Origin of the sequence: Dyella humi (assembly GCF_044904605.1) — a bacterium.
Classification (GTDB): Bacteria; Pseudomonadota; Gammaproteobacteria; order Xanthomonadales; family Rhodanobacteraceae; genus Dyella_B; species Dyella_B humi.
This window is the reverse complement of the sequence record NZ_JADIKI010000022.1, coordinates 791,822-814,814: the sequence shown is the minus strand read 5'-3', so window position 1 is coordinate 814,814 and position 22,993 is coordinate 791,822. Positions and strand designations below refer to the sequence as shown.

Annotated in this window: 19 protein-coding genes; 10 read left to right on the top strand and 9 right to left on the bottom strand. The window is 60.2% G+C overall.

The window, feature by feature from the left end; all coding sequences use genetic code 11:
• Positions 1–5: 5 nt before the first annotated feature.
• On the top strand, positions 6–1,034 hold the full coding sequence (murB, locus tag ISP18_RS08565) for a UDP-N-acetylmuramate dehydrogenase (protein WP_380010988.1): 1,029 nt from the start codon (positions 6–8) through the stop codon (positions 1,032–1,034).
• 102 nt (positions 1,035–1,136) lie between these two features.
• On the top strand, positions 1,137–2,867 hold the full coding sequence (gene poxB, locus ISP18_RS08560) for a ubiquinone-dependent pyruvate dehydrogenase (RefSeq protein ID WP_380009485.1): 1,731 nt from the start codon (positions 1,137–1,139) through the stop codon (positions 2,865–2,867).
• A 6-nt stretch (positions 2,868–2,873) separates the two neighbouring features.
• On the opposite strand, the gene murJ is transcribed toward poxB, so the two are convergent.
• From murJ to ISP18_RS08540, 4 genes are all read right to left on the bottom strand, one after another.
• Complete coding sequence (gene murJ, locus ISP18_RS08555) at positions 2,874–4,454, bottom strand: murein biosynthesis integral membrane protein MurJ (protein WP_380009482.1); 1,581 nt, start codon at positions 4,452–4,454, stop codon at positions 2,874–2,876.
• A gap of 252 nt (positions 4,455–4,706) precedes the next feature.
• Positions 4,707–5,462, bottom strand: coding sequence for a Bax inhibitor-1/YccA family protein (locus tag ISP18_RS08550; protein WP_380009479.1), 756 nt, complete (start codon positions 5,460–5,462; stop codon positions 4,707–4,709).
• Positions 5,463–5,529: 67 nt separating this feature from the next.
• The gene (locus tag ISP18_RS08545; RefSeq protein ID WP_380009476.1) at positions 5,530–5,838 is read right to left on the bottom strand and encodes a hypothetical protein; all 309 of its coding nucleotides are present in this window, start codon (positions 5,836–5,838) and stop codon (positions 5,530–5,532) included.
• A gap of 8 nt (positions 5,839–5,846) precedes the next feature.
• A complete protein-coding gene (locus tag ISP18_RS08540; protein WP_380009473.1) occupies positions 5,847–6,170 on the bottom strand; it encodes a YbjQ family protein in 324 nt (107 codons plus the stop codon).
• Between the two features lie 150 nt (positions 6,171–6,320).
• Between ISP18_RS08540 and ISP18_RS08535 the strand changes: the two genes are divergently transcribed.
• The 5 genes from ISP18_RS08535 to ISP18_RS08515 all read left to right on the top strand — a co-directional run bounded on the left by ISP18_RS08535 (position 6,321) and on the right by ISP18_RS08515 (position 11,885).
• A complete protein-coding gene (locus ISP18_RS08535; protein ID WP_380009470.1) occupies positions 6,321–9,032 on the top strand; it encodes a M16 family metallopeptidase in 2,712 nt (903 codons plus the stop codon).
• A gap of 14 nt (positions 9,033–9,046) precedes the next feature.
• Positions 9,047–9,220, top strand: coding sequence for an antitoxin PaaA2 family protein (locus tag ISP18_RS08530; RefSeq protein WP_380009467.1), 174 nt, complete (start codon positions 9,047–9,049; stop codon positions 9,218–9,220).
• Positions 9,221–9,500: 280 nt separating this feature from the next.
• Positions 9,501–10,103, top strand: a complete 603-nt coding sequence (locus ISP18_RS08525; protein WP_380009464.1) for a hypothetical protein — start codon at positions 9,501–9,503, stop codon at positions 10,101–10,103.
• Positions 10,104–10,131: 28 nt separating this feature from the next.
• Positions 10,132–10,821 carry a hypothetical protein gene (locus ISP18_RS08520; protein WP_380009461.1) on the top strand — a complete coding sequence of 230 codons (690 nt, stop codon included), beginning with the start codon at positions 10,132–10,134 and terminating at the stop codon, positions 10,819–10,821.
• A 29-nt stretch (positions 10,822–10,850) separates the two neighbouring features.
• A complete protein-coding gene (locus tag ISP18_RS08515) occupies positions 10,851–11,885 on the top strand; it encodes a peptidoglycan-binding protein (protein WP_380009458.1) in 1,035 nt (344 codons plus the stop codon).
• A gap of 470 nt (positions 11,886–12,355) precedes the next feature.
• Here ISP18_RS08515 and ISP18_RS08510 read toward each other — a convergent pair whose 3' ends face one another.
• A complete protein-coding gene (locus ISP18_RS08510; protein WP_380009455.1) occupies positions 12,356–13,570 on the bottom strand; it encodes an MFS transporter in 1,215 nt (404 codons plus the stop codon).
• Between the two features lie 132 nt (positions 13,571–13,702).
• Here ISP18_RS08510 and ISP18_RS08505 point away from each other — a divergent pair, with 132 nt between their 5' ends.
• Entirely contained in the window at positions 13,703–14,488 is a 786-nt protein-coding gene (locus tag ISP18_RS08505; protein ID WP_380009452.1) for an AraC family transcriptional regulator, read from the top strand.
• Positions 14,489–14,633: 145 nt separating this feature from the next.
• Entirely contained in the window at positions 14,634–16,763 is a 2,130-nt protein-coding gene (ppk1, locus tag ISP18_RS08500) for a polyphosphate kinase 1 (RefSeq protein ID WP_380010985.1), read from the top strand.
• A 67-nt stretch (positions 16,764–16,830) separates the two neighbouring features.
• Here ppk1 and ISP18_RS08495 read toward each other — a convergent pair whose 3' ends face one another.
• Positions 16,831–17,388 (bottom strand): NADPH-dependent FMN reductase, encoded by a 558-nt coding sequence (locus ISP18_RS08495; protein ID WP_380009449.1) that lies wholly within the window; start codon positions 17,386–17,388, stop codon positions 16,831–16,833.
• A gap of 375 nt (positions 17,389–17,763) precedes the next feature.
• On the opposite strand from ISP18_RS08495, the gene ISP18_RS08490 reads away from it, so the two are divergent.
• Positions 17,764–19,467, top strand: a complete 1,704-nt coding sequence (locus ISP18_RS08490) for a sensor domain-containing diguanylate cyclase (RefSeq protein ID WP_380009446.1) — start codon at positions 17,764–17,766, stop codon at positions 19,465–19,467.
• Between the two features lie 96 nt (positions 19,468–19,563).
• Here ISP18_RS08490 and ISP18_RS08485 read toward each other — a convergent pair whose 3' ends face one another.
• From ISP18_RS08485 to ISP18_RS08475, 3 genes are read right to left on the bottom strand one after another with little or no spacing between them, the layout of a single operon-like run.
• Complete coding sequence (locus ISP18_RS08485; protein WP_380009443.1) at positions 19,564–21,834, bottom strand: thiamine pyrophosphate-dependent enzyme; 2,271 nt, start codon at positions 21,832–21,834, stop codon at positions 19,564–19,566.
• A 39-nt stretch (positions 21,835–21,873) separates the two neighbouring features.
• Positions 21,874–22,341, bottom strand: coding sequence for a nucleotidyltransferase family protein (locus ISP18_RS08480; protein ID WP_380009440.1), 468 nt, complete (start codon positions 22,339–22,341; stop codon positions 21,874–21,876).
• A complete protein-coding gene (locus ISP18_RS08475) occupies positions 22,338–22,880 on the bottom strand; it encodes a GNAT family N-acetyltransferase (protein WP_380009437.1) in 543 nt (180 codons plus the stop codon). Before ISP18_RS08475 ends, ISP18_RS08480 begins: the two co-directional genes overlap by 4 nt.
• Between the last annotated feature and the right edge of the window lie 113 nt (positions 22,881–22,993).

Here is a 22,993-nt window from a genome sequence, read left to right as displayed (position 1 = left end):
TCGACATGGGTGGCTACACCCTGGTCGAAAATGCACCGCTGCTGACGCGCAACACCTTGCGTGTCGATGCACGCGCCAAGCTGCTGGCTGAAGTGCGCGATGCGTCGAAGCTACCGGAGCTGCTGGATTTTCCCGCCATACGCGCAAGTCGTCTGCTGGTGCTGGGCGAAGGCAGCAACATCCTGTTGACGGGTGACGTCGATGGCACCGTGTTGGCGATGGAAACGCGTGGCGTACATGTGGAACAGGACGGCGACGTCGCCCGCATCGCCGTCGCTGCCGGCGAGCGCTGGGACGACTTCGTGCGCTGGACGCTGGGCCAGGGTTTCGCTGGGCTGGAAAATCTCATCCTCATTCCCGGCACGGTCGGCGCCGCACCGATCCAGAACATCGGCGCCTACGGCACCGAAGTAGCCGAATTCATCGAAAGCGTTGAAGCCTGGGATCGTATCGAACGGCGCGTCGTCACACTGAACCGCGATGCTTGCGCGTTCGCCTATCGCGATTCGCTGTTCAAGCACGAGCCGGATCGCTTCATTGTCACCGCTGTGCGCTTCGCCCTGCCCCGCCAGCATGCGTTGCGTATGGATTACGCCGGTATCCGCGAAGAACTGAACCGCATGGGCGTTAGCAACCCCGCGCCGTTTCACGTGGCCGAAGCCGTCGTCCATCTCCGCACGCGCAAGCTGCCTGATCCTGCGGTGATCGGCAACGCCGGCAGCTTCTTCAAGAATCCCATCGTCGATGCGGCGCAAGGCGAAGCATTAAAACGCGAGCACGCCGAACTCGTCGCCTGGCCCGGCAAGGATGCGCGCTGGAAACTGTCCGCCGCATGGCTAATCGAAGCGGCCGGCTTCAAAGGCATGCGCAAAGGCGACGCAGGCATCTCCAACCGCCATGCACTCGTGCTGGTCAATCACGGCAAGGCCACCGGCCAGGAACTATGGGTGTTCGCACAGCGCGTGATCGAAGGTGTGCACGCGCGCTTTGGCGTGCGGCTGGAGCCGGAGCCCGTGGTGATCGGCGCACGCTGATCGATCATCGGCTCCCTCATCCGAGGGAGTCGCACGCGATCTTTACGGAAAGCAAAGAAACGCTTTGCCATGATGGCGTTCCTTCCCGTAAGGAGCCGCGTCATGAGCATCCGCAATGTTGCCGACGTTCTGGTCGAAACACTGGCGCAGGCCGGCGTGAGGCGCATCCACGGACTGGTTGGCGACAGCCTCAACGGCATTACGGAGTCACTGCGACGTCGCAACGACATGCAGTGGATCCACTATCGGCATGAGGAATCGGCAGCCTTCGGCGCCGGTGCGGAATCGCAGTTGACCGGCAAGTTGGCGGTGTGCGCCGGTTCGTGTGGGCCGGGCAATCTGCATTTGATCAATGGCCTGTTCGATGCGCATCGTTCGCGCACGCCGGTGTTGGCGATTGCCGCGCATATTCCTTCGGCCGAAATCGGCAGCGGGTACTTTCAAGAAACGCATCCGCAAAATCTATTCCAGGAATGCAGTCACTATTGCGAGCTGGTCAGCAGCGTATCGCAGATTCATCACGCCACAGCCACGGCGATTCGCACTGCGCTCGGCCAGCGCGGCGTGGCCGTGCTGGTGATTCCCGGCGACGTGGCGCTCTCCGAAGCCTCCGGCCCGATCGTTTCAAGTGAGGGACTGTTGCCGGCCGCGCCGAGAATCGTGCCACCCGATGCGCAACTGGATCAACTCGCCACGCTGCTCGGCAGTGGTCGCAAGGTCACGCTGTTCTGCGGACGCGGTTGCGCCGGTGCGCACGATGCGGTGATTCGCCTGGCCGAAACGCTCAGGGCACCGGTCGTGCACGCGCTTGGCGGTAAGGAACATGTCGAATGGGACAACCCGTACGACGTCGGCATGACCGGCCTGATCGGCTTTAGCTCCGGCTATGAAGCCATGATGAGCTGCGACACCTTGCTGCTGCTCGGCACAGATTTCCCCTATCGTCAGTTCTTTCCCGAGGACGCGCAGATCTGCCAGATCGATCTGCGCGCGGAGAATCTTGGCCGACGCTGCCGTCTCGATCTCGGTGTGGTGGGCGACGTCGGTACGACAATCGAAGCGTTGTTGCCGCGCCTGAAAACTGCACGCGACGATGGCCATCTGCAGAGTAGCCTGCAGCACTACAAGAAAGCGCGCGAAGGATTGAATGACCTTGCCACCGGCAAGCCTGGCAGCAAGCCAATTCATCCGCAGTACGTCGCCAAGGTGGTTAGCGAACTGGCCAGCGAAGATGCAGTGTTTACCTGCGACGTCGGCACGCCGACCATCTGGGCAGCGCGTTATCTCAAGATGAACGGTAAGCGCCGTTTGCTCGGCTCCTTTGTGCACGGCTCGATGGCGAATGCGATGCCGCAGGCAATTGGGGCGCAGACGGCGTTTCCTGGCCGGCAGATCGTGAGCTTGTCAGGCGATGGCGGTTTTTCCATGCTGATGGGCGATCTGCTCACGCTGGTGCAACACAAGCTGCCGGTGAAGATCGTGGTGTTCAACAACGGCACGCTCGGCTTCGTGGAGCTGGAAATGAAAGCGTCCGGTTTTCTGCCAACTGGCGTGTCGCTGGACAATCCGGATTTCTCCGCGATGGCTCGCGCGGCGGGAATCTACGGCGTACGTGTGGAAGATCCCGGCGAGTTGGAGAACGCGGTGCGCGATGCTCTCGCGCACAACGGCCCGGCGTTGATCGACGTCGTCACCAACCGGCAGGAGCTATCCATGCCGCCGAAGATCCAGTTGGAGCAGATGAAAGGTTTCAGTCTGTGGGCGCTGCGCACAGTGATGAATGGCCGCGGCGACGAGCTGATCGAACTGGCGCGCAGCAATCTACGCCGCTAAGCACGATCAGCCGATGCCGATCCGGCGCGTTACTTTTCCGATCACGTCCATGCAAACTTTTACGCGCAGCAGAAAGGTCAGCGTGAAATAAGCAGTGCCATAGGTCGCCAGCACGAACAGTGCGGCGATGATCGGGCCGTAGTCCGGCATGAAGTGTTCGACGACGCATGCCGTCAGCGCTGCGAGACTTGCCGCCACCCACAACTTCACCATCATAGAGACCGCCACACCGGTTGACCCGAGTTTTCGATTCATCTTCCTGCGCAGCAGATGAAACTCGATCCAACCAGCCACACCTGCGGAAGCGGTCAACCCCACCGCGCCCCACTGCATGGGAATACCCAACGCTTTCGGAATCAGCAAGGCGCTCGCCAGGCCAAGCACCGCTGTAAATGCAAGCCGCACCATGGCGAAGCGCAGCGGTGTACGCGTATCACGCATCGCGTAATAGGTGGACGAATAAAGGCGCCCGAACGTGGAAGCCAGCAATCCCACGCCGGAGCCGGCCAGGATCGCCCACACGTAATAGGAGTCCTTACGAGTGAACGCACCTGACTGATACAGCGCCGCCACGATCACGTTACCCAGTGCGAAGAACGCCATCGCCGAAGGCACGATGAAGAACGCGATGCGCTCGAGCCCGTTGTTCAAGCGCGCGGCGAGTTTTGCGGCGACCTCTTCGTCCACATGATCGCCGGCCATACGCGAAAGCGTAGGCAATTCCGATGCGGACACGGCCATGCCAAACAGACTCACCGGCAGCAGATTGATGGATGCCGCGGTGGTCATTCCCGCGACGGCACCACTGCCAAGCAGCGTGGAAATGGCTTGGTCGACGAAGGCGCTGATCTGCACCACGCCACGCCCCACCGCCACCCCCAGGAAACTGCCGCCGACCTGCTTCACGTGCAGACTTTGCGTATCGAAGCGCAAGCGCAGATTCGGCACCAGTTTCAGCACCGGCCCAAGTTGCACCAGAAACTGCAGCAAGCAGCCGAGCACGGTGCCCCACGCCAGGTACACGATCAGCCGGTTCGCGTCCAAATGACGGAAGAACAGCATCGTCAGGATCATGGAGAGATTCCAGATCACCGGCGCCGCGTACGAGAGGAAGAACTTGTGATGACTGTTGAGTATTCCCAGGCACCACGCCGACCACACCAGGATGCCGGTGCCGGGAAAAAGAATCCGTACGATCAGAATGGTGAGCCCACGCTTCTCGCCCGTGTAACCCGGCGCAATCGCCCATAGCAGATACGGCGTCGCCAGCACGCCCAAAGCGACGATCACGGCAATGATCAACGCAAGCAGCGCGAAGATCGCCCCAGCCAGGCGATCGGCTTCTTCCTGCTTGTGCTGTGCCAGCAGGCGCGCGTAGACCGGAATGAAGGAAGCTGACAGCACGCCTTCCCCAAACAGATTCTGCAGGAAGTTCGGTACACGCAGCGCAGCGCTGAAGATGTCCGCGGCGTCAGACAGGCCGAAATAATGGGAAAACACCCGCTGCCGCACCAGGCCGAACAGGCGGCTGCAAAGAATGCCCGCCCCGACCAGCAAGGCGTGTCCGCGGCCTGCCTCTTTCGTCATGGTTGTTTGGATTGGTGGGAAAAGGGCAAGCGTAGCATTACGACGCCCTTGCGAAATGCCTGCAAGCTGAGGGGAGCGTATGCGAACCCCAACCTACAAAACTTGCCTCACCGTCGTCCCGGCGAACGCCGGGACCTAGTGCCTTTCCAGCATCCAAGTCGCTGGACCCCGGCTTTCGCCGGGGCGACGAACGCTTCGATTCGAGTTCCAAGAAGATGAAAACCTGCCGTCCCTTCGAGAGAAAGCAAGAAATCAGCGACGCGCCTTGGACAGCAACCGCAGCAATTCCATATACAACCACACCAACGTCACCATCAGCGCGAAAGCGCCATACCATTCCATGTACTTGGGTGCACCTCCGTTGGCGGCGCGGTCGATCATGTCGAAATCGAGCACGAGGTTGAGCGCCGCCAGGCCGACCACCAACAGACTGAAGCCGATGCCGATCGCGCCGGTTTCATGGATGAAAGGAATCTGGATGTGGGTGAAGGCGCGCAGCGCCATGTCCACCACATACAGCAGCGCAAGGCCGCCCGTTGCGGCGACCACGCCCATGCGGAACTTGTCGGTCACCTTGATCCAACCCGAGCGATAGACCAGCAGCATCACCGCCAGCACGCCGACCGTAAGCATGACGGCCTGCAGCACGATGCCGGGGAAGCGCAGATTCATCACCGCGGAAATGCCGCCCAGCGCGAAGCCTTCGGCGATGGCATACAACGGCGCAGTGATGCCCGCCCAGCGCTGCGCGAACGTGGTGACCAGCGCTAGCACCAGACCCACCAGCAGCCCGCCCCACATGAAGGGAGTGATCGCCGCCAACGCGGCATTCAAGTCGCCACCCGCGGCCACCTCGGCAAAACGCTGCCATGTCCACCCGCCGGTGATCACCGCCAGCGCCAGCAACAACGCCGTGCGCGTGACAGTTCCGTTCATCGTCATGCGCTCGCCCGTGACGGGCAGCCCCTGAAACGCCTTTTCACGTAATACCGGATTTCCCGACGGCATGATTACTCCTTTGAATTTACGTCAACCGAATGAAAGCGATCCTAGCCAATGATTGGCTAGCACCTTGTTAAGACGACCGCGCCTGCTCATCGACCACGATGTAATGCCGCTCTCCGTTGCGCGGATCGAAGTACACGGCGGTGAGCTGTCCGCTACCGGGATCGACGAAGCGCTCGCCGGTATCTTTCCAGCGCGGGTCCGGCCCGGTGCGTAGCAGCGGCTTGTAGCGCCAGCGTTCGATCGCCAGTCCCACCACCAACAACAGGCCGCCGAAGATCAACTGCGGCAGCAACGCCACCATCACGCCGGTAAGCACGGCAATGCCCGCACCGACCAGCAGCAGGCCGCCCAGCACGTACAGCACGATCGGTAACATTGCGATACTCAGGTCGGTGGATCGAGCACCACGGCGGTGCCGTAGGCCACGATCTCGCTCATGGTCTGGCCGATTTCGGCGGAGTCGAAGCGCATCATTACCACCGCGTTCGCGCCCATCAGCTTCGCGTTGGATACCAGTCGATCCAGCGCGTGGCGGCGTGCTTCCTCCAGCATCTGCGTGTATTCGTGAATCTCGCCGCCGACCAGCGAACGCAGGCCCGCCATCACGTTGCCGCCGATGCCGCGGCTGCGCACCACCACACCGAACACTTGTCCCTTCACCTGGACCACCTGATGGCCCGGAACGTTCTCGGTCGTCACCACCAACATAGCCTCGCTCCTTTCTCGGGAACTTGCGATGTACGCACGATACCCTGTCTTCAGCCGCCACGCGCGTGTCTCTTCCGGCACTTAGGCCAAGGCAGGCACTATGGCAACATCCTGCAGTCTATTGTTGCCTAAAGCCCAAGGAACCCGAACATGATGTCGAGCCCTTTGAAGACACTGACATGGAGCCTGCTGCTGGGCCTGGGCCTGGCAACCGCCGGCCTTCCCGCCCGCGCCGATGCACCTGCCACGTCCAAGGCCGTCGCCAACGACAGCAACGTGCTGCGAACCTCCCTCGACAACGGCATGCGCGTGGTAATCGTGCGCGAAACGCTTTCGCCGATGGTTACCACGCAGATCACCTATCTCGCCGGCGGCTATCAGACGCCGGAGGGCCTTCCCGGCACCGCGCACGCGCTGGAACACATGATGTTCCGCGACAGCAAAGGCATGACCGGCGCCCAGCTCAACGAGATGACCGGCAAGATGGGCGCCGACAACAACGCCTTCACCACCAACGACGCCACGCAGTTCTACTTCGTGGCGCCGTCGAATTATCTGGATCTCCTGTTGCGCATCGAATCGACGCGCATGAACGGCGCGCTGCTCACCCAGCAGGATTGGGAACGCGAACGCGGTGCAATCGAACAGGAAGTATCGCGTGACATCTCCGAACCGGAATTTCTCGCCTTCCAGAAAGCCGAGCGCATTCTGTACGCGGGCACCGGTTATGCGGACGATCCGCTCGGCACACGTCCTTCATTCGACAAGACCACCGCCGCAGACCTGCAGAAGTTCTATCAGGACTGGTACACGCCCAACAACGCCCTACTGGTAATCGTAGGCGACGTGGACCCGCAACAGACGCTGGCGAAAGTGCAGCAACTGTTCGGCAAGCTTCCCGCGCGCAAGCCACCCGAACACGTGCCGGTGAAACTGCAACCGGTGAAATCGGAAACGATCGCCTCCACCACACCGCGTGGCACCGGTGCCGTGCAGTTCATGTATCGCATGCCGGGCATGATGGACAAGGACAACGCCGCCGCGCAGGTGCTGCTGGATGTGCTCACCAATGCGCGCAGCTCGCTTTCCGCGCTTGCGGTGCAGGGCAAGGTGCTCAACGCCAACGCGCAGCTGCAACCTTTCAGCTACGGCGGCATCGGTGTGATCGAAGTGGCTTTTCCCAAGGGTGGCGATGCGAAGAAAGCGCAGGCCGATCTGGATGGTGTCATCGATGATCTCCTCAAGAACGGCGTGCCTGCGGATTTGGTCGAGGCATCGAAGCGATCCGAAATCGCGCAGGCCGAATTCAACAAGAACAGCGCGGTGACGCTCGCCAGCGCGTGGTCGCAAGCCATTGCGTGGATGGGATTGAACTCGCCGGAAGAAGCCGAAGAACAGATCCGCCAAGTCACCGTAGACGACGTGAACCGCGTGGCACGGCAATACCTGAAGTCGAGCGAACGTGTAACGGTAGTGCTCACTCCCGACGAGAACGGCAAGCGTCCGCCGGACAGCGGCGGCTTCGGCGGTTCCGAATCGTTCAACCGCGACGAGCGGCTAGACGGACCGCTGCCCGAATGGGCCGCGGACAAGCTGAGCAAACTGGAGATGCCGCACTGGACACTGGCGCCGGTGGACATGAAGCTCGACAACGGCATCCGCCTGATCGTGCAGCCGTCCAACATCAGCAAGACCATCACCGTAGTGGGTCACATCGACAACAACCCCAAGCTGCAGGAACCGGCTGGCAAGGATGGCGTGGCGCGCCTGCTCGACTCGCTGTTCGACTACGGCAGCACCACGCTGGATCGCGATGCCTTCCACAAGGCGCTTGACGATATCTCCGCCACCGAGAACGGCGGCACCGATTTCGGTGTGGCCGCGCTCAGCAACCAGTTCGATCGCGCGGTGCAGTTGTTGGCCGACAACGAGCTGCACCCTGCCCTGCCCAAGGAAGGCTTCGACGTGCAGCAAGAAACGCTGGCGCGTGCGCTTGCCGGTGAAATGCAATCGCCGCAGTACAAGATGATGAAGGCGCTGCGCGCCGGCCTGCTGCCCGCGGGCGATCCGGATCTGCGCCTGCCTACGCCCGAATCGATCAACGCGCTCACCCCGCAGGACGTCAAGAACTATCACGCCAAGACCTATCGCCCCGACCTCACCACTATCGTGGTGGTCGGCGACGTCACGCCCGAGCAGGCCAAGGCCACGGTGCAGCGCTACTTCGGCCAGTGGAAAGCGGAAGGCGCAAAGCCGGACGTGATCTCCAAGCCGGCGCCCGTGAATCCCACCGGCTACGTAGTGATCAACAACCCCTACGCCTCGCAAGATCAGGTGCTGATGGGGCAGATGCTCGAACTCAACATGCACAACCCGGATCGCTACGCCTTGCAATTGGGCAACAACGTGCTGGGCGGCAACGGTTTCGCTTCGCGTCTGATGGCGGACATCCGCGTGAAGCACGGTTATGCGTACGGCGCGGGTTCCGGCATACACTTCGACCGCTCGCGCTCGATCTTCTTCGTGCAGTACGGCAGCGATCCGGACAAGGTGTCGCCCGTCGACGCCCTGGTGCGCCAGAACCTGATCGACATGCAGACCAAGCCGATCAAGCAGGAAGAATTGGAAAACGCGCGCCAGTACGAGATCCGCTCCATCCCAGTAGGTGTCTCCAGCATCAATAGCATTTCGCGTTCGCTGCTCGACTGGGCATGGCACGGCGAACCACTCGATCAGCCGATGGTGGCCGCCAAGCACTACCTCACGCTGACGCCTGCGCAGGTGCAAGCGGCGTTCAAGAAGTATCTGAAGCCGGAGAACCTGATGCAGGTGGTGCAGGGACCGCCGCCTCTAAAGCATTGATCAAGGAGAAACCAATGCATTCCAACGATGGAGAAAATGCCTTGCCGGTTGCAACGGACGCTTATGAGGCTTGGTTTCTGCACAAGGTGCAGGAAGCGCTTGCAGATGCGCGGCCAGCACATCCGCATATTCGTGTCATGAATGAAGCGCAGGTATTAATCGACAAGAAGCGTCGCACCAATTCCTGAATATTGCTCGGCAGCATATGGAACCAGCCCCTCCCTGTTTGCAAATGCATGCGGGGAGGGCGCAAAACGTGGTGCAGTCGATTTCGACCCTAATCAGGACAACCGTTGAACTGGATGCGCTAGTCAAATTGTAGGGAAAGGAATACGCATCTCTAGAACATGGCCGTCGAACAACAAAGCTGTTCGATGACACCTGCCTCACCGTTCCTTTATGACAATCCATCGGAGCTAGAGCTTCGATGGAGATTTGAATGAGTGAGGAAAAAAGGCTGCTTGCACTATGAAAAGTGCCGAATTCATCCGCAATTTTGCAATGTGCTTGCTTTGTTCTCTTTCGGTAGCAGCATGCACAGCTGATAGCTTGCCATCGACTAGTCCATCCCAGGTCGATCAGACGGTAACGGTTGCCACGGAAAACTTGCCGAAAAATCATGAGGCAACTCAGAAGCCCCCCAACACCAACCCACCATCCGGAGATGCTGCGCGTAGTGCCATCGAGAGTCGCAGGCCATTGAATGTACCGGGCGTGCCCGACGGGGTGTTGGAATCAGGCATGGATTACGCCTATCTCCGCAGAGCGGTTCTAGCGCATGGCTGGACGCCCGCGGTGAACAAGCATTGCAAGGCCAATGTGGCTGGCGATGACTACAAAACGCTGTGCACGGCACATCCCAATTTGCAGGACTGCAAGGTGTGTGACCAAATGCCTGAATTGAGTGAATGTAGTGTCGATGGGTATTGTCTGATGCACTTTCACAATGCAAGTACGAACCAGACTATGGAGGTCGGTACCTATGGGGATACTACTGGCTGGAGCGTTCACGAAAAAGATTCACAACTAGGTGTCACCGGATTGACGGTTACGCCGACGGCAGCCCAGTAGATAACAGCTCATACGAAAAGGAGGTCACATGAGCAATCCATTGTTGGAACTGATTTCGCGCGGCGCCAATGTGAGGAACATTATGAAATCGCTTCAGTGTATTTCCTTACTCGTCTTGTGTATTTCATCGCCGTCATGCGGCGCTGCCGATTCAGGGCCGAATGGCCAAAGTTTGGAGCCGAAAGCATCGCAAAGCAGTTCATCGAAAGTGTCGGCAAACGCATCTGCTTCGCACGACCCCAAGATCACTCCTTTGCCGGAGGCAACAATGTGCTCTAAGCCGGACAAAGTTGTTTTTTCATGCTCTTTGGATAAAACAAAAAAAGTGGTTTCAGTATGCATGGCCGATCGCGCAGGACAAAAACGTTTCTATTACTCCTTCGGTTATCCCCCCGTGCCCGAACTCACCTATCCAGCATCGGGCGACGAGAATGAAGTGTTGCATAGGTCCCATCTTTCTTATGCCGGCGCGACAGGTGGAACCGCATATTCGTTTACAAAAGATGGATACAAATACATTACTTACTTAATTTCAGGTACCAGCTTTGATACCGGCGGAGTTCTAGTGCAAAGGTCTGGCGACACCCGCGCGCTATCAGATCTCAGATGCTCAAAAGGATCGATAACGGAAAGCGACGATGACACTGTCTTTAATGCCTCAACGAAACTCGATCGCGACGAAGATATTGATAGCCACGGCCTACCTAGCGTGAATTGATACTCAAATAAATACCAAAAGATCAAATCATGACCTCGAACGAAAATTCAGACTATTTGCTACGGGCCGCCATGAGCAATGGCATTGAAGATGCGGATGAGCTTGCTAATTTTATGGGCCAGATGCAAATAGAGTCTGCCAGCTTCAAGAGCATGAACGAAAACTTGCACTATTCAGGCGATGGGCTAATCAAACACTTTTCCAATCGTAATGGAATAACCGATCTTGACAAGGCCAATGAAATCGCCTCAAAAGGTCCCGAGGCTGTTGCCGATGCCATTTATGGCGGCAGTTGGGGAAGGGAGCATCTTGGCAATACGGAGCCGGGTGATGGGTGGAAGTATCATGGCCGCGGATATGTCCAGCTCACTGGCCGTGAAGAATATACCAAAGTAGGAAAAGCACTTGGCATTGATCTTGTGAACTACCCTGAGCTTGCCTCAGCACACGAGAACGCGGCCCAAATTGCGATTTATTATTGGAAATCCAAGGTTGTAGCTAATGGACATCAGAGAGACGTTACGGGCGCGACTCATGACATAAATGGTGGTGAAAAGGGATTGGCAGAACGAAAGGCCGCTGCAATTGCATGGGAAGCCAAACTTGTAAGCGGCTATGTTCCGGATGCGCCAAGTGTGCAGTCGGGCCGTGAAGGCGCGCTAAAACAAGGCGCTCTCGGTGAAGCCGTCAGCGCTCTGCAAGCCGAGCTGACTGTACTCGGCTACATCGACAACCGAGGCCAGGCTTTACAGCCGGATGGGCATTTCGGCCGCAATACCGAGGCCGCCGTCCGTGCGTTCCAGAGTGATCACGGCTTGATCGTCGACGGCATCGTCGGCAAGAACACACTTGAAGCTCTTCACGGCCAGCGCCAGTTGCGCAGTGGCATTCCCGCGTTGACGGCGGAGCTGGAGGACAGCCCTCAGCGCGATTTGACAACAGCATCAATCATGCTCCAGCACAACGCGATCCTCGACCGCGCGCTTTACCCGAGACTGGTGCACAAGTACGTAACCCCTTTGCCGACCCACGTCACCCCGATCACGGCCTATACGCCGAATTGAAAGAACGCATCCCCGAGGCTTCCGAGAACCGTCTGGCACAAATGACGGCGGCATGCCACATAGTAGGAATCAAGCCAGGACGTTTGGGCGACATCCACATTGGCAAGCAGGGAATTGTGCTCGCATCGGATGGCCCATGGCCTCATGCGATGGTGGATAACACGATCCCGGCGCCGCCACTCCAGCAGACGGTGCAGCAAGTGCAAGCGTTCGACTTCCAATTAGCGCAACAAGCGCAACTCGATACGCAGATGGCCCAGCAACAGAGCGGGCCAGTCATGGGTAGTCCCAGGAGATAAACCTTTTTGCCCACCGTTGAACATGAGCACTTGTGGGACAGTTTGAGGCAAATATCCCAGCCCTTCCCTGGATTAGGTCCGGGACATGCTCGGGAATCCGTCGATGGAGCCGCTTCCGGTATTCGTGGGAATTCCTACGGAAGGCAAGAAAACAGTGGCGCCACCAAAAGCTCAACGCTTAGCACGCCCCTTCTCCAAATCCGGCAAAAACACCGCGAGCACGCCGATCAACGGCAAATACGCGCACAGCGAATACACGTAGTCGATGCCCTGCGCATCCGCCACGCGCCCGAGCACCGCGGCACCGATGCCGCCCATGCCGAACGCGAAGCCGAAGAACAGGCCGGAGATCATGCCCACGCGCCCTGGAATCAATTCCTGCGCATAGACCAAGATCGCCGAGAACGCCGAGGACAGAATCAGGCCGATCAGTACAGATAGCACGCTGGTCCAGAACAGGCTGGCGTGCGGCAAGGCCAGCGTGAACGGCGCGACGCCGAGGATCGAGATCCAGATCACCCACTTGCGTCCCACCCTGTCACCCACCGGACCGCCGATTAGCGAACCGGCCGCCACTGCGAACAGGAACACGAACAGATGCATCTGCGCGGCCTGCACCGACAGGCCGAAGGTGTGGATCAGGTAGAACGTGAAATAGCTGCTGATGCTGGCGAGGTAGAAATACTTGGAGAAGATCAGCAGGCCCAGCACAACCAGGCACGCAATCACCTTGTTGCGGCTCAGCATTTCGCCCGGCACGTGACGCACGGTTGTGCTGCGGCTGACGTGATGAAGTTGATACCAACGCCCCACTTGCAGCAGCACCACCATCGCCAGCAAGGCCGCGAGCGAGAACCACGCCACGCTGCCGCGCCCATGCGGCACGATAATCCACGCCGCCAGCAGCGGCCCGAGCGAAGAACCCGTATTGCCGCCCACCTGAAACAACGATTGCGCCAAGCCGTGCTGCCCGCCCGAGGCCAGTCGCGCCACGCGCGAGGATTCCGGATGGAACACGGAAGAGCCGGTACCGACCAGCGCGGCCGCCACTAGCAGCACCGCAAAATTCGGCGCGGTGGCCAGCAGCAACAATCCGCACAGTGTGAAGCCCATGCCCACCGGCAAGGAATATGGCATCGGTTTGCGATCAGTGACCATGCCGACCAGCGGCTGCAGCAATGAAGCCGTCACCTGGTACGTAAGCGTGATCAGGCCCACTTGGCCGAAGCTCAGGTGAAAGCCGCTCTTGAGGATGGGATAGATCGCAAGAATCAACGACTGGATCATGTCGTTGAGCAGATGGGAAAAGCTGATCGCGCCCAGGATGGTGTAATCCGTACGCGGCGAGGTCGACGGCAGAGAAACCGATTCGGCAGAGTTCTGCATAGCCTTGTCTTTGGGGGTGGGGACGATGGCGGAATTGATAGGCTGCAGGAGGCACCTTAAAGTAGCTTTCTGCGGCCTGCATGCACTATTGGGTCAACTTCTGTCGAAACTGGGCCAAACTGAAGACGCGGCATGCGAAACACTCGAGTTATTGGTTACGAAGACACACCGCGCGACGTGGTCGCCACCGGCAACGACTACGCCGCGGGCATGACGCTGCCCGCTCACACGCACAAACGCGGGCAATGCCTGTATGCCGTCACCGGCGTGCTTACCGTCACCACCAGCGAGGGAAGTTGGGTGGTGCCGCCTTATCGTGCGCTATGGATTCCCGCCGGAGCGACGCACGCGGTGCATATGGGTGGCTTCACCAGCACGCGCAGCGCTTACGTGCTGCCCGAGGTCGCGAAGCAGGCAGGCCTGCCTGTGCATTGCACGGTAATCAGCGTTTCGCCCCTGCTTCATGCGCTGCTTTCCGAGGCGGTGGACCTACCCGCCGAATACGCGCTCGGTAGCCGTGACGATGATCTGATACGCCTGCTCGTGGCCGAGATCGCCCGCATGCCGTCCCTGCCCCTCAGCACGCCGCTGCCGCAGGAACCCAGGCTAGCAAGCCTGTGCCGCGCGCTACTCGCATCACCCTCGCTGGACGTGGACATCGATACGATGGCCCGCAAGGCTGATATGAGCCGTCGCAGCTTTACCCGCCTGTTCCGTGAGCAGACCGGCATGAGCTTCAGCCATTGGCGCCAGCAGGCCTGCCTGCTCGCCGCATTGGCGCGGCTTGGCCGTGGGCAACCCGTGACGCGCGTCGCGATGGAGCTCGGCTATAGCAGCGCCAGCGCGTTTACCGCGGCGTTTCGGCGTACGCTGGGGGCTTCTCCCAGTCACTACCTGATGGCCAGGAATGCTCCATGACAAGTGATTCCGCGATCGATGTCATATCTATGTCAACGCGCAGTCGCACCATGTCAGCAGCGTGGCACACTCGACGACCAGGTCGTCGCGCAACGACATTCACCGGATAGATGTATCGATGAGCAAACGCAACGATGAAGATGCCATGTCCGCTGCCAGTACAGTCATAGCCGAGGTCGAAGCGCCACCAGTCGTCGATCTCAACGACAAGGCGCACTACATCCATCGTGAACTGTCGCAGTTGCAGTTCAACAACCGCGTGCTGGAGCAGGCGCTGGACGAGCGCACGCCGCTGCTGGAGCGCCTGAAATTCCTGCTGATCTTTTCCAGCAACATGGATGAGTTCTTCGAGATCCGCGTGGCAGGCCTGAAGAGCCAACTTGCGTTCGGGCACGAAATCGTTGGGCCGGATGGTATTCCACCCAAGCAGGCGCTGACGGAAATCAGCGAGATCGCGCACCGCCAGATCGCACGCCAGTACTCCATTCTCAACGAGCGCCTGTTGCCGGAGCTGGATCGTCACGGCATCCGCATCGTGCGCCGCGAAAACTGGACGCCGGCGCAGAAGCGCTGGGTACAGCGCTATTTCCGCCAGGAAGTGGCGCCGATGATGACGCCGATCGGGTTGGACCCAACCCATCCGTTCCCGTTGCTGGTCAACAAGAGCCTCAACTTCATCGTCGAACTGGAAGGCGTGGACGCGTTCGGGCGCGACTCGGGTCTGGCCATTCTGCCCGCGCCGCGTGTGCTTCCGCGCATCATGCGCCTGCCCGACGACGTCTGCGAAGGCGGTGAAAACTACGTTCTACTGTCCTCAATCATCCATGCGCATGCGGAAGAACTCTTCCCCGGTATGCAAGTGCTCGGCTGCTATCAGTTCCGCCTCACCCGCAACGCCGACCTCACCATCGACCCGGAAGAAATGGACGATCTCGCCCGCGCGTTGCGCGGCGAACTGTCCTCGCGCCGGTTCGGTGATGCTGTGCGCCTGGAAGTGGCGGACAACTGCCCGAAGAAACTTACCGATTACCTGCTCAAGCAGTTCGGCCTGACCGAAGCAGAGCTGTACGAAGTCAACGGGCCGGTGAACCTCACACGCCTATTCGGTATCATCAATCGCAGCCAGAGCCCTCACCTGCAATATCCGCCGTTTGTGCCGGCCATACCCAAGGCATTGAAGAAGGCCGAAGACCTGTTCCAGGTGATCGGCAAGCAGGACGTGCTGTTGCTGCATCCCTATGAATCGTTCGCGCCGGTAGTGGATCTGGTGCGCCAAGCGGCCAAGGACCCGGCCGTGCTCACCATCGAGCAAACGCTGTACCGCACCGGCGCTACTTCCGAAATCGTGGACGCGCTGGTGGAAGCCGCGCGCGCCGGCAAGGAAGTGATCGCGGTAGTGGAATTGCGCGCGCGCTTCGACGAGGAGTCCAATCTCAGTTTGGCCCAGCGCCTGCAACAGGCCGGCGCAGTGGTGATCTACGGCGTAGTCGACGTGAAAACGCACGCTAAGATGATCCTGATCCAGCGTCGCGAAGGCCAGAAACTGCAGCGCTATGCGCACCTGGGCACCGGCAACTACCACAGCGGCAACGCGCGCCTGTACACCGACTACAGCCTGCTCACTTCCGATCCGGCGCTGTGCGAAGACGTGCACAAGATGTTCAGCCAGCTCACCGGCATGGGCAAGCTGCTGAAAATGAAGAAGCTGCTGCATGCGCCGTTCACGCTGAAGAAATCGCTGCTCGACATGATCGCGCGCGAAACCGCGCATGCCGAAGCCGGCAAGCCGGCGCACATGATCATCAAGATCAACGCGCTGACCGACGCGAAGATGATCCGCGCGCTCTACAAGGCCAGCATCGCTGGCGTAAAGGTGGATCTGCTGGTACGCGGTATGTGCTGCCTGCGGCCTGGCATTGCGGGCGTTTCGCAGAATATCCGCGTGCGCTCGATCGTCGGCCGTTTCCTGGAACACAGCCGCGTGTACTGGTTCGCCAACGACGGCGAGGAACGCATGTACCTGGCCAGTGCCGACATGATGGAGCGCAATCTGGACCGCCGCGTGGAAACCGGCTTCCCGATCGAGGACAAGAAATTGCGCCTGCGCATCCGCAAGGAGCTGGATCTGTACCTCGCCGACAACACCACGACCTGGGAATTGCAAGCGGACGGCAGCTATTCACACCTACTGCCAGCCGAGGGGCAAGCGGCGCACGACGTGCAGCAGCAGTTGCTGGAGAAGCATTGCGGTGTGGGAGCGCCTGCGGCGCCTTGATTATCGCCGTGAGATTACATGGCCGCCATTCCCGCTATCGCAGGAATGGCGGCTGTGAAGTCATATGTCAGCCGTGCACGTGCCGCTTCACCCACTCCATGTAACGATCGACGAACCCCTGCAAAAACTTCTTCGTGCTGTCGACGCCAATATTGCCTTCGTCGTCGATCAATCCATCGCTGTATTTAACGAACACCTCCGGCTGCCCCATTAGCGGCACGTCCAGATAAGCCAGGATGTTGCGCAGATGCTGCTGCGCCATGGCCGTGCCCGTGGCAGCCACCGAAATGCCGATCACCGCGCCCGGCTTGTTGGCAAATGCGCTCGTGCCGTACGGACGTGAGGCGATGTCGATGGCATTTTTTAGCACGCCGGGAACCGAGCGGTTGTATTCGGGCGTGACGAACAACAAGGCATCGGCTGCCTTGATTCGCGCCTTCAGCTGCTGACATACCGGCGGGTAGTCGCTGTCGAAATCCTGGTTGTACAGCGGCAAGTTATCGATACGCACATGCTCGAACGACAGCTCCGAAGGCGCCAGCTTCTCTACCGCCTTGGCCAGTTTGCGGTTGAAGGAGTCCTTGCGCAGGCTGCCCACCAGTACCGCCACCTTGATTGCCGTCATGTCGATCTCCTCAAGCCGTCATCGATGCGCCCGGTCGCGCGTCAATCGCAGATGCTGGCAACATGCCCCGATAGCGCGTAATCGGATGTGAAAAATTGCATCGGGATGGGTCCTGAGGACTGGCACGCGTCCTGCATGACAGTCGATCAACGTTTTATGGGGCGACAGTACGTCTCAATGGCGGTACCGTTCCATCAGGGGAGTCGGTCATCGTCCGCAAGGCCAAGGAAAGCAGCAGGTCGTCAGAACGCCTGCCATGGCTGCAGCGGCATCCGGCATAAAAGGGAAGCGTAAATGCAGGACCGCTTCAAGGATTCGGGGGTTGAGGTGTTGGGGGAGTCCTTGCTCAAACCAGGTTCGGGGCGAAGGTGGCTCGTGGCCGCTCTTCTGGTGATTTGCCTGCTATGGCTGTCCCTTGTTCTGGCCGACACGCACACGCCACTTCGTGGGGCGTGGCGCGAAGCGACACGGGGAGACACGCCTGCGTCAGTCATGGCCGCATTCCGGCAGGGGGCGTTCAAAGCCTTCAATCCCGCGTTGCTGAAGCGTTTCCCGCGCGATGCCCTGGGCAGCTGGGTAGTATTGCAGCCGACGGCGGACAATGCGGGAGAAGAGCACGTACTCTCGATCTACCCGGCCCCCATGGGGTCAGTCACGCTTTACGGCGAGCAGGGTCCGATCCGCACACTTGCCATGGACGACTTCGAAGGTGATTTCCACGGGCATGGCCGGCTAGCGTTCCGGCTCGCCGACGGCAAGCCACTGTCGACGCCGATCCTGTTGAAGTTCGAACCCAGCGATACCCTGACCGCGCCCGAGCGCTTCGAGTTGCAGGGCCTGGATGATTTTCTGCGGGAAGATTCCAACTGGCTGACGTTCGCGACGGCGTGCTTCGCCATCATGGTGGCGATGGCGCTGATGGCCCTTTGCTTCGCCATCATGCTGCGCGACGTGACCTTCGCCTGGTACACCGGCTACATGCTTTGCTACGTGGTCGTGCAAGGCGTGGAAACCGGCTTTCTGTTCCATCCGTTGGGCTTGAGCTGGCTGGCCGGATCGGAAGTGCTGGTGGGTGCCTCGGCGGTAGCGCTGTCGGTATCGTTCGCGGCGCTGTTCATCAGCCGCTTCTGCGACATCCAGCATTACGCGCCGGCACTGCGCGTACCGGTGGTGGCGTTGGGTTTTGCCATGCCGCTGATTGTGCTGCTGCGCTGTTCCGGCATTGCCGAGCTGGTGGTGATGGCGCAGACGCTGGTCAATCCGGTGCTGATCCTCGGCGCCCTATTGTTGCTGTTCACCGCGTTGGTGACCGGGGCACGCGGATCACGCCAGGCTTGGTTCTTTCTCACTGGCTGGACACCGCTACTCGTGCTCACCGCCATGACCAGTGCGCAGACCACCGGCGCCCTGCAAAACATGGACTGGCTCAATGACGCAAGCATTGCCATGGGTGCGTTCGAAGCCATCGTGCTGTCTCTGGGCCTGGCCGATCGCGCACTCACGATGCGGCGCGACCGCGACAGTGTGCGCGTGCTAGCCGATCGCGATGCATTGACCAACATTCTCAACCGGCGCGCGTGGACCGAAGCGGCCAACCGCATGCTGAGCACGCCCAACTCGGAGCGCTCCATCGCTCTGCTGTTTCTGGATCTGGATCATTTCAAGCTGCTCAACGATCTGCAGGGTCACGCCGCCGGCGATCGTGCGCTCGTCGCCGTGGCCGAGATGCTGAGCAGCGAACTGCGTCCCACCGATCTGCTAGGTCGCTACGGTGGCGAGGAATTCGTCGCCATGCTCCACGACGTGAACCAGGAACAGGCCATGCAGGTCGCCACGCGGCTATGCCGGCGCGTGCACCGGCTCGAAATCCCGGTGAACCTGGACGATCTGCGGCTGAGCGTAAGCATCGGCCTGGCCATGCGCAGCATGGGCGACACGCTGGAGACGATGATCGAACGCGCGGATCAGGCGATGTATTACGTGAAGCTGCATGGACGCAATCAGGTGCATGCGTATGAGCGGCGAGCGGAGTATTCCACGCGTCATCCGTTCTCTCCGCCAAGGAAAGGCTCGGAGTAAGAACGTTGGAGCGATGCGTAGGCTGGGATGCAAATCCCAGCGGCTTTTCCGCAATGCTGGGATTGTCATCCCAGCTTACGATTAGATAGCGCCCTGTTATTTGCGGCCAGCAAGTTTCTTCGCTGCCGCCACCACGTCCGCATCGCCCGGCAACACCAGGAACGCGGCGCCCGCTAGCGGTGTATACGTATCCGCACCCACCACGCGCTCCAGCGGCGTGCTGCCGAAACCGGCTTCGACGATGGCGGTGATCACGCCCTCGCCCACGCCCGCGCTCTTGCGGCCTTCGTCCAGCACGAGGATGTGCTTGGCGCTCTTGGCCTGTTCAGCGATGAAGGCATCGTTGAGCGGTGCCAGCCAGCGCAGGTCGACCACTCGCACGTTCCAGCCCAGTTCCTTCTCGATGGTGCGTGCCGAACGCAATGCCATCGGCACGCCGTTGCCGAAGGTGAAGATCACCAGGTCGTCGGCGTCCGCGTTGTAGATGCGGCCTTCGCCCAGCGACATCGCTTCGCCGAGTGCGGGATAGGCGAACTGCCACTGCCCGTCGCCGGCCTCATAAAGATCCTTGGTCATGTACAGCGCGATCGGCTCGAGGTAAGCGCATACGCGACCATCCACCTTCGCCAGTGCCATCATCGTACGCAGCATGGTGGCTGCATCGTCGCCGCGGCTGGGGCAGCCCACCACGAGGCCGGGAATGTCGCGCAGTGCCGTGATTGAATTGTCATTGTGAAAATGGCCGCCGAAGCCGCGCTGATAGCCGAGCGAGGCCACGCGCATTACCAGCGGATTGCGGTACTGGCCGTTGGAGAAGAATTGCAGCGATGCCGCTTCTCCGCGGATCTGGTCGCAGGCGTTGTGAAAATACGCCAGGTATTGGATCTCCGGAATCGGCAGCATGCCCATGTTGGCATAGCCCTGCGCGAGCCCGAGGATGATCGTTTCATCGAGCAGCGTGTTGAACACGCGGTTGCCCTTGAACACTTTATTCAGGCCTTTGGTGACGGTGTACACGCCGCCCTTCTGCGCCACGTCCTCACCAAAGAGCAGCGATTCGGGATACTTCGCCAGCAGGTCATGCAAGGCCTGATTGATCTGGATGGCCAAATGACGAGGCGGTTGTTTCTCCGGAAGCTTGTCTTCGCCGCCGAATACCGCCACGCGCTTGTCGTGGTAATCGGCGCGTCCGGCTTCCGCTTTCACCTGATCGGGTGTGTAAGGCGCGAGCGGCGCCATGACTTCGTCCAGCGTTTGTAGCCTAGGACGGCGATCGGCGTCTTCCGCGGCGGCGAAACAGCGCTGACGGATGGCTTCGTTCAATGCCAGCAGTTCGTCCTTCGTGTAGAGGCCCGATTCCAATGCAATGGCAGCCGAGCGCAACAGTGGATCGGACGCTTCTACCGCAACCAGTTCCTCGATGCTGCGCCACTCGATTTCGAAATCGGTGCCGGCGTGGCCCATGATGCGCGTGGTCTTCAGATGCAGGAAGGTGGGGCGGCGCGTTTCACGGCAATGATTCACCGCGCGCTGCACTTGCTCGTAGCCGCTTGCCAAGTCCAAGCCGTCGGCGAAGAAATAATCCAGATCGCGGCGATGCTGGAAGTTGTTCGCCACCCAACCGCTGGGCGTTTTTACCGAGATGCCGATGCCGTTGTCTTCGCACACGAACAGCACCGGTGCGGGCAGCTTTTGATACGCCGTCCAGGCCGCGGCGTTGAAGGCCGTCTGCGCTGTGGCGTGATTGCTGGATGCATCGCCGAACGAGCAAATGGCGATGGCGTCGTTCGGAATAGGCAAAGCATGGCCGATGCGGCGCGCCTGCTCGATGGCGACGGCTGTGCCCAGCGCTTTCGGCAAATGCGAAGCGATGGTCGACGTTTGCGGCAACACCCACAGCGGCTTGCTGCCCCATACCTTGTGGCGACCACCGGAAGCGGGATCCTCCTTGCTGGCGGCGAACGACAAAGCCGAATCCATCACCGGATCCATGCCCGGCAACTTGCGGAAGCGCTCGGCCATGAAACCGCCGGAACGATAATGCAAGAAGGCCGGATCGGTATGGCGCGTAAGTCGCGCCACCATCGCGTTGCCTTCGTGGCCGGAACTGCCGATGGTGTAGAACACCTTGTTCTGCACGCGCAGCACGCGCGCCATCAGGTCGAGGTGGCGCGAGATCAGTTGCGATTCCAGCAGCTCGCGAAATCCCCGTGCATCGAGCACGCTACCCGGCAGCACAGATTCGTTGTCGCGCGGCCTGGCGTGCACGTCGCCCTGCCAGAGCTGCACGAACTCGGTGAAGTTCTGGTCGACGATTTCGGCGCGGTTGAAGCCCTTGTGGCGGGCGGCGATGGGAGTAGCGGACATGATGGCGAAGTTCTCTACGATGATCGGTTGGCATGCGGTCTACAAGGCGCGCAGCAGTTCGGCACGCGCCAGATCCTTGGGGCGACCGAAACTTTCAAGGATGCGAATCTGTTCAGCGCGGGATGGAATCGGTACCGCGATGTTTGCAACGTTGACGTGCACAACGTCGTTCACGCGCACCGCGCGCCAGCCGTCGGCATCATGCAGTTCAAGGTCGCCCATGACTTCAAGCGACATGCTGGGAAATTGGAAGCGCGCGAAACGCGAGCGGAAACGATCGGCGCCCGCGGGCGTATACGAGGTATCCAACTGTGACGGCCACAAACCCATAAGGCGCTCGGCATCCGCTGCGCTGGTCAGCAAATCCAGATCGGCGACTTCCACTGCGGCGCCGGCCAGCGCGCATGCAGCACTGCCGATCACCACCCACTGATCGCGACAATGCGTTTGCAGCAACGGCACACTGGCCGCCATCACATCGTGCAATGCCGGGCTGAGTTGCATCATTTGCCGCGCAACCATGCTTCCCGCGTCTGGCCCCAGATTTCAACGGTGACGTCTTGGTAAGGTTCCGGCAGCCTTGAATGGCGCAGGAACTGCGACCCTAATCGCTTGGCCAGCGCGATCGACGGCAGGTTGTCGGAGTTGATGGAGTGGATCACGTCGGTCCATCCCAGATGCTCGAAGGCCCAATCGACGGCCGCAGCAGCACCTTCGTAGGCGTAGCCCTTGCCCCAGGCTTCGCGCGCCAGACCCCAACCCACTTCGGTGCCCGGCCAGCCTTCCGGTTGCCAAGGGCCGAGGCGTCCGACCCAGCGACCGGTGGTTTTCTCGATCACCGAGAACATGGAAAAGCCCTGGATCATCCACGCGCCGGCCAGCGTAAGGAATCCACGCCATGCCACCGCGCGCGACTGCACGCCGCCGATGAAATGCGCGGCTTCGGGATCGGCCATGTTCGCGGCGTACGCGTCGAAGTCCTCGCGGATCGGCGGACGCAGGATCAGGCGTTCGGTTTCGATGATGCGGATATCGTGGATCGACACGTTGGAATCCTTTTTGCCTCGCCTGGAACCGAGCCCCTCTCCCCCCGGGAGAGGGGTTGGGGTGAGGGTTCGAACGAAGCGCGATGCTGGCAACTTTCGCAAGACTTCATCCC

Bases quoted from the DNA above. Each gene is read 5' to 3' on its own strand.
- ISP18_RS08520 (WP_380009461.1), top strand. From the start codon at position 10,132: ATGAGCAATCCATTGTTGGAACTGATTTCGCGCGGCGCCAATGTGAGG.
- ISP18_RS08540 (WP_380009473.1), bottom strand. From the start codon at position 6,170: ATGTTGGTGGTGACGACCGAGAACGTTCCGGGCCATCAGGTGGTCCAG.
- ISP18_RS08515 (WP_380009458.1), top strand. From the start codon at position 10,851: ATGACCTCGAACGAAAATTCAGACTATTTGCTACGGGCCGCCATGAGC.
- ISP18_RS08505 (WP_380009452.1), top strand. From the start codon at position 13,703: ATGCGAAACACTCGAGTTATTGGTTACGAAGACACACCGCGCGACGTG.
- ISP18_RS08480 (WP_380009440.1), bottom strand. From the start codon at position 22,341: ATGATGCAACTCAGCCCGGCATTGCACGATGTGATGGCGGCCAGTGTG.
- ISP18_RS08495 (WP_380009449.1), bottom strand. From the start codon at position 17,388: ATGACGGCAATCAAGGTGGCGGTACTGGTGGGCAGCCTGCGCAAGGAC.
- murJ (WP_380009482.1), bottom strand. From the start codon at position 4,454: ATGACGAAAGAGGCAGGCCGCGGACACGCCTTGCTGGTCGGGGCGGGC.
- ISP18_RS08525 (WP_380009464.1), top strand. From the start codon at position 9,501: ATGAAAAGTGCCGAATTCATCCGCAATTTTGCAATGTGCTTGCTTTGT.
- poxB (WP_380009485.1), top strand. From the start codon at position 1,137: ATGAGCATCCGCAATGTTGCCGACGTTCTGGTCGAAACACTGGCGCAG.
- ppk1 (WP_380010985.1), top strand. From the start codon at position 14,634: ATGTCCGCTGCCAGTACAGTCATAGCCGAGGTCGAAGCGCCACCAGTC.
- ISP18_RS08550 (WP_380009479.1), bottom strand. From the start codon at position 5,462: ATGCCGTCGGGAAATCCGGTATTACGTGAAAAGGCGTTTCAGGGGCTG.
- ISP18_RS08485 (WP_380009443.1), bottom strand. From the start codon at position 21,834: ATGTCCGCTACTCCCATCGCCGCCCGCCACAAGGGCTTCAACCGCGCC.
- ISP18_RS08510 (WP_380009455.1), bottom strand. From the start codon at position 13,570: ATGCAGAACTCTGCCGAATCGGTTTCTCTGCCGTCGACCTCGCCGCGT.
- ISP18_RS08530 (WP_380009467.1), top strand. From the start codon at position 9,047: ATGCATTCCAACGATGGAGAAAATGCCTTGCCGGTTGCAACGGACGCT.
- murB (WP_380010988.1), top strand. From the start codon at position 6: ATGGGTGGCTACACCCTGGTCGAAAATGCACCGCTGCTGACGCGCAAC.
- ISP18_RS08535 (WP_380009470.1), top strand. From the start codon at position 6,321: ATGATGTCGAGCCCTTTGAAGACACTGACATGGAGCCTGCTGCTGGGC.
- ISP18_RS08545 (WP_380009476.1), bottom strand. From the start codon at position 5,838: ATGTTACCGATCGTGCTGTACGTGCTGGGCGGCCTGCTGCTGGTCGGT.